At 75.9% G+C, this 5096-nt stretch carries 3 protein-coding genes; all 3 read right to left on the minus strand.

Annotation, left to right across the window (positions count from 1 at the left end; translation table 11 throughout):
• Positions 1-55: 55 nt before the first annotated feature.
• Positions 56-1051: a C40 family peptidase gene (locus tag ACFU7Z_RS35900; protein WP_380782201.1), complete on the minus strand. Its 996-nt coding sequence runs from the start codon at positions 1049-1051 to the stop codon at positions 56-58.
• On the minus strand, positions 1048-2322 hold the full coding sequence (locus tag ACFU7Z_RS35905; RefSeq protein ID WP_380782203.1) for an SPFH domain-containing protein: 1275 nt from the start codon (positions 2320-2322) through the stop codon (positions 1048-1050). Before ACFU7Z_RS35905 ends, ACFU7Z_RS35900 begins: the two co-directional genes overlap by 4 nt.
• Positions 2323-2516: 194 nt before the next feature.
• Complete coding sequence (locus tag ACFU7Z_RS35910; RefSeq protein WP_380782205.1) at positions 2517-4751, minus strand: Ig-like domain-containing protein; 2235 nt, start codon at positions 4749-4751, stop codon at positions 2517-2519.
• Positions 4752-5096 lie beyond the last annotated feature (345 nt).

Genomic DNA, 5096 nt, shown 5'->3' on the forward strand with positions numbered 1-5096 from the left:
CGACAGCGGCGCGCTGTCGGGGCCCGGTACGGCCTTCGCCGTTACGGCCGCGCGGTCACGGCCGCCCGAAGTGGGTGGGGTAGTAGCCCTGGCTGAGGGTCGAGATCCGGACGGTCGTGCCCGGCCGGGGAGCCTCTACGAACTTGTTGCCACCGAGGTAGATCCCCACGTGGTGGATCCCCGAGGCCCGGCCGCTGTCGGACCAGAACACCAGGTCGCCGCGGCGCAGCTGCCCGGCGCTGATCGGCGTGGTCGCCGCGTACTGGTCGTCGGCCACCCGCGGCAGGCTGATCCCCGCGCGCCGGTAGGCCTGCTGGACCAGCCCCGAGCAGTCGTAGCCGGACGGGCCGTTGCCGCCCCAGACGTACGGCTTGCCCAGCTGGGCGAGCGCGTAGTCGATGGCCGACTCCGTGTTCCCGGAGGCCGGTGCGGGGTTCGCCGACGGACGGCTCGCGGGGGGCGCGGGCTGCGCGGGGGTCCGGGCGGAGCCGCCGGACTGCCCGGTGCGGCTCGCGTAGACGTCGTAGTGGCTGGTCCAACGCCACTCGCCGCTGCCGTTCTTGAACCAGTACTTCGAGCCGTCCCAGCCCTGGCGCATCCCGGCGGAGGAGGCCGAGCCGTTGGAGACGGCCTGGGCGGCGGAACCGGAGGAGCCGGCGGAGCCGCCGGACTGCCCGGTGCGGCTCGCGTAGACGTCGTAGTGGCTGGTCCAACGCCACTCGCCGGAGCCGTTCTTGAACCAGTACTTCGAGCCGTCCCAGCCCTGCTTCCCGGCCGCGGCGTGCGCGGATCCGGCGCCGGCCGTCAGGCCGACGACGCCGGCGCCCGCCAGCACGGTGGTGGCCAGGCAGGTGCCCCGCACGGCCCGGTGTATTCGGCTGCCGCCGGCCGCCGCCGCGGAGCGGGCGGTGCGCGGCCGGACGACGCAGTTCGGGCAGCCGCAGCCCGCGAGCGCGGGGATGCTGCCGAGGCGCTCCTCGAAGCCGATCAGTCCGGGATCGCCGTCGGGGCCGATACCGGACTCGGCGTACGCGCCGGTGGCTATCCTCATGCGGGTCGTCCTTCCTTCCGCCCGGCACGGGCGGCCGGGGACGGTACCGAGGCGGCCACTCCGGCCGGGGCGACGAAGGCGACCAGCAGCTGCTCCATCAGCGCGCTGCGGGCGGCCTCGTCCAGTTCGTGCGCGGTGGCCCGCTCCAGTCGGCGGACGGCGAGCGCCGCGGCCTCGACCGCGTCGTCCACCAGCACCGTGCGCAGGCCCGCGTCCAGGTCGGCCAGTCTGCGCCGGCGCATCGACTCGGCCACCTCGGGCGCGTAGTCCAGGGCCAGCGGCTGCACCGAGTAGACCTCCAGGCCGGCCGGGGCGACCTCGGCGGCCAGCGCCCTGGTCATCTCGTCGGCGAACCACTGCCCGTCGCGCAGCGCGGGGCCGGGCGCGGCGTTGCTGTCGCAGGGCAGGGTGGACGCGGTGCGGGTGAGCACGGCCTGGACCTGCTCGCGCAGGTAGCTCTCGTGGTCCTCGATCGCGAGCAGCGCCCGCGCGGTGTCCTTGACCCGCCAGACGATCAGCAGCCGGACCACGATCGGCGTGCCGGTGCGGTCCACCACCTTGACCGGCTCACTGCGCCAGTGCCGCAGCCGCACGTCCACCCGGCGGCGGCGCAGCAGCGGGTTGACCCAGACCAGGCCGGTCCGGCGGACGGTGCCCCGGTAGCGGCCCCAGCGGGTCAGCACCCGGGTCTCGCCGCCCGCGTTGGCCAGCAGCCCGGCGAGCGTGAACACCACCAGCAGGCCGGCGGCGGCCACCGCGGCGATCCACGGCGCGTCCACCTCCACCCGGCCGCTCTCCCGCGCGGCGCTGCCGCGCAGGTCGGGCAGCGCGTCCCAGTACGGGATGACGCCGGTACGCAGCAGCACGAGCAGCACGCCGCCCACGCCGATCAGCACCGCCAGCAGGGCCAGCCAGCCGGGCAGCGCGGTGGCGCGCTGCTCGCGCAGCGCCTGGTCGGCGCGCGGCGGGCGCCGGGAGGTGGTGGCGGTCAGGGCCCCGGCCACCAGGGGGTCCGGAAGTTCGATGGTCTCCGGGGCGGCCGACTCCAGCGGGTCCCGCAGGTCCGCCGAGCCGCCGTGGGAGGGGCTCGGGACGACGGCCAGCGGGGTGGTCGCCGGACCGCTGTCGGCCGGGCCGCCCGGCTTGAGGGTCTTGACGGCGGTGGTCCCGGCCAGCGGGCCGGAGCCGACGGCGGAACGTTCCGGCAGGGCTGGCGGGAGCGCCTTGGGCAGGTTGTCGGGTCGCTGCGAAGAATCGCGGGTGACGTCCATGCACGGATCCTCTGGGTCGGTGTGTCGCGCAACGGGCGGCCCGGATCTGACGGGCAGTGCCAGGGTCAGGCTAAGTTCATACGTCATCAAATGCGACATTTGAGCCGAGGTGTGTCGACATTTACTGACGAATCATCCAAAGCCGACCTGACGCGCAGGCACATGAACTGATGGTCGGGACAGTTCGGCGCAGTTCAGCGCCGAGGAGCACCTGGCCTGCGGGCGAACACCCGACGGGTGATCAGCCCGAGGCCGGTGAGCACCAGCAGGAATCCGGCGATTCCACCGCGCCAGCCGGTCGCCCCGGACCGCCCGGACGCGCCCTGCGCGGTCTCCACCGGCGGCGCCGCCAACGGCGGAACCGCGTCCCCGGCGGGCCCGGCGGAGTCGACCGGGTCGGCGGCTCCGGCCGGTGAGGGCCCGGGCCGCACCGCGACGACCGCCGCGGCCGGGGCGCCGTGGCCGGTAGCGGGGGCCGGCGTCAGGCTCGGGGAGAAGGCCTCGGCGGTCGAAAGGGTCGGGACGACGGGCCTGGTGGAAGCGGCGGACGCGGCCGCCACGGTCTTCGCGGGCCCGGGAGTCGCCCTCGACGGCCCCGCCGACGGGCCCGCCGACGGACCGGAGCCCACCGGACTCGCCGTCACCGGCCTTGCGCCCACCGGCGGAACGGCGACCGGCACCTCCGCTGGCGCCGCCACGACGGACGGAGTCGGCGAGGCCACCGCCGCACCCTGGGCGCTCGGGCTCGGCTTAGCGGGGCCCGAGGGCACCGCCGCCGCACCGGACGCCACCGGGCTCGCTGCCGAACTCGACGCCGACACCGCCGCCGTCGGGCTCGACGCCCCCGGAGCCGTAGCCGAAGCCGTCGCACTCGGAGCCGCCGCGCTCGGCAGCACCAGGCTCGGCAGTACCGGACTCTGCGCCGCCGCACTCGGCACCGCCGGGCTCGACGCCCCCGGAGCGGGCGCCGCCTCCGTCGTGGCGACCCGTACCGGCACCGGCTCCGCCGAGGCCGCGTTCCCCGCCCGGTCGGTCGCCGTGACGGTCAGCCACTGCTCCCCGGCCGCCAGGTCCCGGTTGGCCGTGCAGCTCCAGCTCCCATCGAACGCCGTCGTCGCCCCGCAGAGCACCGTCCGCCGTTCCGGCTCCGCGCCCGCGTCGGCCCCCGTCGTGACCAGCACGTCCGTGCCCGGATCCGCCCGGCCGGCCAGCTTCGGCCGGCTGACCCGCACGGTCTCCCCCGGGGCCGGCGAGGTGAGCACCGGCCGGCCCGGCAGGGCGGTGGAGACGACCAGCGGGACCGGCAGCCCGGCCGTCCGGTTGCCCGCCCGGTCGACCGCGACCGGGGTGAGCAGGTGCTTCCCGTCCGTCAGGTCCTCGACCGGCAGGCAGGACCACGCGCCGCCCGCCGGCACCCCCGTGATGCACAGTTCGTCGCTGGAGCCCTCGTCGAGGACCGAGACGGTGCTGCCCGCCTCGCCGGTGCCGGTGAGCCGGAGCCCCGGGTCGTTGGTGTACGCGGGGACGGTGAGCGTGGGAGCGCCCGGCGGCACGGTCTTCACGTCGACCGTGACCGGATCGCCGCGCAGCACCACGCCGCCGCCGGTGGTCTCCACCGGGGTGAGGGCGTGCGGACCGACGGCCAGCTCCGTGCCGGGGCGGCAGGACCAGTCACCGCCGCTCCCGACCTCGGTCCGGCAGAGGACGGTGTCGCCCTCCCGGACCTCCACCGTGGCGCCGGCGACCGCGCCGTGACCGCTGACCTGCGGGCGGGCGTCGGCGAGGACGGCACCGGCGACCGGCTCGGCGATCTCCGGCCGGGCGGCGCCGACGGTCAGCTCGATCCGCTGGTCGGCGGCCTGTCCGGAGTCGGCGAAGCCGCCGGAGGAGACGAGCTGTCCGGCGTCGCGGCCGATCCGCAGCCGGGCCCAGGTCCCACCCGAGGCCGCGCCGGGCGGGACGGTCCACTCCAGGGTCGCGGTGGCGGCGCCGACCGGGATCTCGGTCTGCACCCGCTGGGCGGGGTCGAACCGGCCGGTGCGGCCGAAGTCGATCCAGCCGGCCAGGGTGGCGGGCCGGTCGCCGACCGCGACCGGGACGGTGAGCCGGTAGTAGCGGCCGATCGCCGCCTCGGTGGGGAAGGGGAAGGCGATCGACACGTCGGCGCCGCTGCGGCCGGTGCGCTCCGGGGCGGTCGCGCCGGCGCCCAGGAGGAGGTCGGAGGCCACGTGCGTGGCGGTGCCGTACTCCTGCGGGGCGGCGTCGAGGTCGACCCGGGCCGGGAGCCCGGAGGGCAGCACCGCCCGGTGTTCGGCGGACCGGGTGTCGGGGAACTGCCGGGCCGCCGCGAGCGGGACGTTCCACGCGGTCAGCAGCCCGCTCGCGAGGACGGCCAGGGCGACAGCCGTACGGGGAAACTGTCGGCTCATCCGGCTCTCCTTCGCGGTCGGCTGCCGGGGGGTGGGCAGTCTGCACAAGATCCGACAAAAAGGAATCACGATCCTGGGCCGGTCATACTGCGACACCGGTGCTTTTGGCCGTATCCCACCCGTTCGGCGGTCATCCGGGCGGCAGGACGGGATGTACCCGAAACGGCTGCATTTCATCCATTAGGCGGCAATCGGCGCCACCCGAACGGACGCGGGAATGGCACCTCCAGGCCCATTCGGCGGACACCGGCCTCCGGGACGCGGCCACCCACCCGTGGCCTGTGTTCGAATCACTCGCCGGGCACGCCGGGGAAACGGAGAAGCCCCCGGCCGGTGGCCGGGGGC

The organism is Kitasatospora sp. NPDC057518, from assembly GCF_042802075.1.
Lineage (GTDB): Bacteria > Actinomycetota > Actinomycetes > Streptomycetales > Streptomycetaceae > Kitasatospora.